The sequence below is a fragment of the Robertkochia sediminum genome (genome assembly GCF_016786255.1).
In the GTDB taxonomy this organism is placed as follows: domain Bacteria; phylum Bacteroidota; class Bacteroidia; order Flavobacteriales; family Flavobacteriaceae; genus Robertkochia; species Robertkochia sediminum.
Genome location: NZ_JADMKT010000061.1, coordinates 1 through 5,069, shown reverse-complemented (window position 1 = coordinate 5,069; position 5,069 = coordinate 1). Strand labels below are relative to the sequence as shown.

6 protein-coding genes are annotated in these 5,069 nt (G+C 36.0%); 5 read left to right on the top strand and 1 reads right to left on the bottom strand.

Going from position 1 to position 5,069, the window contains the following annotated elements; genetic code table 11:
* Positions 1-923: IS110 family RNA-guided transposase (locus IS446_RS00345; RefSeq protein ID WP_203057168.1), on the bottom strand; the 923-nt coding region annotated here is incomplete at its 3' end.
* A gap of 350 nt (positions 924-1,273) precedes the next feature.
* Between IS446_RS00345 and IS446_RS00340 the strand changes: the two genes are divergently transcribed.
* From IS446_RS00340 to IS446_RS00320, 5 genes are all read left to right on the top strand, one after another.
* Entirely contained in the window at positions 1,274-1,783 is a 510-nt protein-coding gene (locus IS446_RS00340; RefSeq protein ID WP_203057178.1) for an SH3 domain-containing protein, read from the top strand.
* A 168-nt stretch (positions 1,784-1,951) separates the two neighbouring features.
* Positions 1,952-2,734 (top strand): hypothetical protein, encoded by a 783-nt coding sequence (locus IS446_RS00335; protein WP_203057177.1) that lies wholly within the window; start codon positions 1,952-1,954, stop codon positions 2,732-2,734.
* Between the two features lie 147 nt (positions 2,735-2,881).
* Positions 2,882-3,760, top strand: a complete 879-nt coding sequence (locus IS446_RS00330) for a hypothetical protein (protein WP_203057176.1) — start codon at positions 2,882-2,884, stop codon at positions 3,758-3,760.
* 202 nt (positions 3,761-3,962) lie between these two features.
* Positions 3,963-4,379, top strand: a complete 417-nt coding sequence (locus tag IS446_RS00325) for a hypothetical protein (protein ID WP_203057175.1) — start codon at positions 3,963-3,965, stop codon at positions 4,377-4,379.
* A gap of 201 nt (positions 4,380-4,580) precedes the next feature.
* A partial coding sequence (locus IS446_RS00320; protein WP_203057174.1) for a hypothetical protein occupies positions 4,581-5,069 on the top strand: 489 nt, incomplete at its 3' end.

The window sequence follows — 5,069 nt, the reverse complement described above, 5'->3', positions numbered from 1 at the left end:
GATGTAGCCACTGCGAAGGCTTGCTTCAGCAGTTTATTAGCTACAGCAATCAGGGCCAGTTTTTTACTTTTTCCTTTGTCGACTATCCGGTCATAGAGTTCCTTACAGGCTTTATTGTGTTTACAGGCCGAGAAGGCGCATAAGAACACCAGGTTGCGGAGTTTCTGGTTTCCTCTTTTACTGATCCTGCTTTTGCCGCGAACACTTTTGCCTGACACCCTAATGGTAGGGGTGATCCCCACATAACTGCATAGCTGTGAAGCGTTTTCAAACTTGGTAAAACCATCGGTGATGATGATAAGAAACAAGGCTGTTTTAGTCCCCATTCCGGGAATGCTTTTCAGGTTTGTTAATTGCTGTTGCTGCTCCTTCTTGACCAACTCCAGCAAACGTGACTCCAACATCTCGATTTCCTTGTTTAAATGCTTTAGCGTGCGGTTCAGAGAGTGGTAAACTACTTTTGAAGGTCTTCCCAAAGCTTCTTCGCCATGAAGCTTGTTTTTTATGGCTGTTCGTTTTTTCAGGTAACTATCCAATAAGCGAAAGAGCTGCAGGCACTCTGCCTGTGTTTCATTAAGTGCATTGTAAAGAGGTACTTGATTCTTTTGGGCATATTCACAAATAGCCCTGGCATCGCTCTTATCTGTTTTTACTTTAGACAACTTCATCTGAATAAAACGCTTCACCTGAAGAGGATTTACCACTGATACAGCAACGTTCTTTCGGTAAAGAAACTGAGCGAGTCGATAATGATAATACCCTGTAGCTTCCATCACCACCAGCCCATCCTTATCCAGGGTTTTTAAAAAGGATTTAAAGCCGGAAGGGTCATTAGAAAATTTTTGATGAACCCCTTGTTCATCCATTACATCGAATACATCTTTACTGATGTCTACTCCGTAGATTTTAGTATTTTTAGTCATAAGAACTGAATGAGGAAAGAACAGGCTACTGGAGTTTCAACAACTTAGAATCGAGATCTGGACGTCTCATAGAACTGAACGAAATAGCAGTAGAAAAGAGTGGGGATCATCAATGTTGACGAATTGAAAACATTCACTGGCTATATTGACCTTAATCCACTCTTTTGTTCTTTCTGATTGATCTTTAAAAATTATACAAATCAAACTTAAGCTGGCTATATCTCATGGCTAGTTTCGTACTTCAAAAAATAATAAATTCATGAACTCAACCAGGCTTCCCATCTCCGTCGGACACAGCGTTAAAACCGCCCGCCACGAGCCATAGCCTTACCGTTGGCAACAAGCTGAAGATGAAACTTACAACAATCATAATTCTACTTTTTAGCATCTCATCCATTTCTCAAAATTGTAATTGCGAGGGTATAATAAACTGGGAATCTGAAAAACCAATTAAAGTTCTAACAGATCCTAATGGATCTGTAATTAAGGAACTAAAAAACGATATGGAAAACGAAAACTTCTTAATGTTTAAAATCCACGAATCAAATGGAGAATATCTAAAAGTCACAATCAATTATGCCTTCGATTCAGAACCTACAATTGGTTGGATAAAAAAGGAAAAGGAAGTAGGTACCTATGCTAGAAATTATTCGCCTAATGAACCATTAAATTTCTATGAAGAACCTTCATTTAATTCCAAAGTAAAAATGCAATTGAACGAATACCTTCCAGACTTTTATCAAATCCTAGACTGTAAAGATGAATGGGCACTGGTAAAACTAATTACCGAAGAAAAAACATACCAAGGTTGGATTGAACCAAAAATGCAATGTGCCAACCCTTATACAACCTGCAATTAAGAAAACAGAAAAGCCAGTTGCCAACATTGGCTAAAGCTCATGGCTAGTTTCTTACTCTAAAAAATAATAAATTCATGAACCCAACCAGGCTTTCCATCGCTGTCGGAATCAGCATTAAAACCGCCCGCCACGAGCCATAGCCTGACCGTTAGCACAAATCTTAAAAAAATGAACAAATCAATTTTACTCCTTGCCACATTTTTATTCGCCTTCACCTTTTCTCAAGCTCAAGACAAGTTTAAAATATTTAGAGAAAATCAATCTTCAAAGCACGAACTGGGAATCAATAAATTTTACTTTGTGCACCACACATTTGCAGATTCATTTTTCATGATGGATTTACACAAAATTTTAGACTATGATGAAATGTCTCAAATACTACTTCATGTTTATAATGGCGTTACAACAAAAGAGAAAGTAAATGTCGAATACACTTTAAAAAAACCATCGGATGCACGGGTTGCTTATTTCTTTAAAGAAGTCAAGGATAATGACAGTCTTTTCATCATGATGACTAACTTCAATAAAGCAAAAAGAAAATTTGAGCCTAAACCGAAAGCAGAAGATCAATTAGCCAGATGGTATTACATTAAAGGGGAGAAATTGGTCTATAGGAAAGACCTGTACTCCCAGGAAGAAGAAGCAAAAAGAAAGAATGGAGATGCTACCGATATAATTGGTTACTATCTTTTTGATGATAACTACGAAAATGACAAATTAATAAAACCATTAATTGAAGATGTTTTGAATAACAACCAAGATAAATTAATGCAGTTTTATGCAACCCTTTATCTGATGGAATACCATTTACTCCAAAATGAACTGGAATATGCAGAAAAGGCTCTAAATGAACTAAAAGCTTCTTTTGAAAACAATATAGAAATTTCAAGAAGCAATAAATTAATCATCGACATGGCTACTGCTGAATATGAAGTAATGAAAAGAATATAGACTTGTGCTAACATTGGCTATAGCTCATGGGCTAGTGTAGTACTTCTAAAAAAGAAAAAAATATTCATGAACCAACCAGGCTATTCGTTTCCATCGGACGCATAAATCAATCCGCCCGCCACGAGCCTGACCGTTAGGCTTAATTTGATGAAAAGCATTCTACATACAATCTTGACAATTCTAATTTTTACTAGTTGCAATGAAAAGGAAGTAAAAAAACCTTTAGCGCAAATAGACAACAAAGTCATCATAGAAGATTTTCCCAAAATTTGGTCAAGAATTACAGAAATCGAAAATGAACCAACATTGTATTATCCATGTAGTGGGGGTGATCAAAGCATTCAGCTTTCAAAATTGTCTGACGGCAATTATAACATCATTATTAACTATAAAGGTCAATATTGGAATTCACAAGTAAATGAAATTAGGAAAAAAGAGAATGGGTATATTTTAGAAACTAAAAACCAAATGTCGCATCACACTACAAGGTTTCAAGTTGAATTAATTAATTCAAAAAAGAATCTTTGGGTATGGAAATGGCCTGGATCTGATAATTCTCAAAAAATTCTGTATACGCCTTTCAAGGAAAATAACGAGTTTCCAATAGTTTACCAACCATGCAAAGAGTGTCCAGATATACCATGTGTGGACAAAGAAACAAAAGAAGGTGCTTATGAGTTTACTTTACCATATGCTTTATCCTTAGATGGTAATGACTATAGAGAATTAAGCTTTTTAATAAAAGAAGATTCCACCTCATACCTAAGAATTTATTACTATCCAGACAACCTAGCAGAAGATGGGGAACTGAAAGAGTATTTTGGCAAAGCAACAATTGACAGTACTCATGTAATCATAAAGTTTGATAATTTTAATTCCGAATTAACTGAATACTTCAACCCAAAAGATGACAATCAACTCGAGTTTTTAAACGATACTGTTTTCAGATTCAAAAAAACAATTGAAGGACTGACAATTGATAAAGATTTCTGCCAAAATTGGGAATTAAAAAAATATTCAAACTAAGCCTAACAATGTGTATAACCCATTGCTAGGTTCTTACTTACTTTAGAATATTTTCTTAGATTTAGCATAAGAACCAAAATGAACCAGCTCGTTATAGCGGCTCAAGCCCGGCCAGCGCTAAAAGCCAACGCGCAAAGGCTTGATCCGCTCAACCGCAACGGTTCATACACTTACCGTTGTGCTCAATGCAAAAAACTAAAACTTGAAAAGCCAATTGTTATACGATAAATTTAAAAGCAGCGTAAAAATTTACGTCATCCTACTGTATGGCATAGCTCTTCTTACTAATTCTTTTACTGGAAGTGGTAACATATTAGGCTTTCAATCATTGCTATTCGGAGGCCTTACAATCTTATTTGGACTAATTCCGGCATTTGTTGCCTGGAGCGCTAACTTAACATTCCTTATTGCTATAACCAGAAAGCATCATAAAGTAAAACTCCTTTTTAGTGGTCTAAGCTTAATAATGGGTAGTGCTGCAATTATGGTAAATGAATTACCGATTCACGAAGGTTCAACAACCTCTTCAGTTAAAATAGGAATCGGATTCTACTTTTGGGCTTCCAGTTTCAGTCTGCTGTTTATAGATTCAATCATTAATTATAAAAAATCAAATTAAAAAGCACAGAGCACAACATCGGCTATACCCCAGCGCTAGACCCTACAAGAATTAGACTATTTTCTGTATCTTAATCCCCTGAACAAAAAAGAAAGAATACACCACGTCGAGGCTGCTGGTCTCCGCCAACGCCAAAGGCCAAAAGGTTGCCCAGCAACCCATACCGCGCCGGTGCATACGAGCCCGACCGTTGGCCACAATATGAGAAATCCGATCATAATAATATGCCTGTTAATCACAATCTTCCCCTCCTGTAATGAGGTAAAAGAGGAAAAAAGTAAATCTCTACCTAAACAAACATCTATAATTGACGAAAATCTTCAGGAGAATATAGGTCCTAGACAGGAAATTGAAACAAAGAATTATAGATACAATATCCGTCAAAATAGTCTTAAGAATATTGACACATTACTAATAAAACAATACGCTAAAACAATATTATCCGGTGAATCTTATCCTTCGGACAATGACGAAACGATAAGTTGCATTGATCTTTTATTCAGTGAGAATACTTCCGATTTAGAATTCTATTTCGAAGTGTTCCGCGTAATTGTCGAAAAGGCTGATGGCTCCCTTGCTGAAATTATGGGTTCCGAAATAATAAGTTTTATGGAATTTAAGACATCCTTTTTTCTAGATAAATATTCTGAATTTGAATTAAAGGAAAAAGAACGATTCATCAATTTAATG